At 38.6% G+C, this 259-nt stretch carries 1 protein-coding gene; it reads left to right on the top strand.

Annotation, left to right across the window (positions count from 1 at the left end; all coding sequences use genetic code 11):
* Nucleotides 1-13: 13 nt before the first annotated feature.
* The coding region (locus SM754_RS20325) for a hypothetical protein (RefSeq protein ID WP_323677958.1) at nt 14-259 on the top strand (246 nt) is incomplete at its 3' end.

The raw sequence follows: 259 nt of genomic DNA, 5'->3' as shown, positions 1-259 counted from the left end.
AAATTATAACCACATGAAGGAGAAACATTATACCCATGAATTAGAACTAGAAAATGATAATACGTGTTTACCAGCTGCTTTTTCTAGCAGGTACGTTACAGATACATCAGAATTGGTTGAGAATGGTTATGGGAAGCCAGATCCACTATGGACGCAGGCCTGCAAGTATGGTCGAAGGAGAAAACAGTATGACAAGCATATTTTCCGTCATGCTGTAGAAATGGCCCTTGATTACAATAAGTTAACTTATTGTGCAGAG

Origin of the sequence: Halorubellus amylolyticus, assembly GCF_034808145.1 — an archaeon.
In the GTDB taxonomy this organism is placed as follows: Archaea; Halobacteriota; Halobacteria; order Halobacteriales; family Natrialbaceae; genus Halorubellus.
This window is presented reverse-complemented; position numbering and strand designations above follow the sequence as displayed.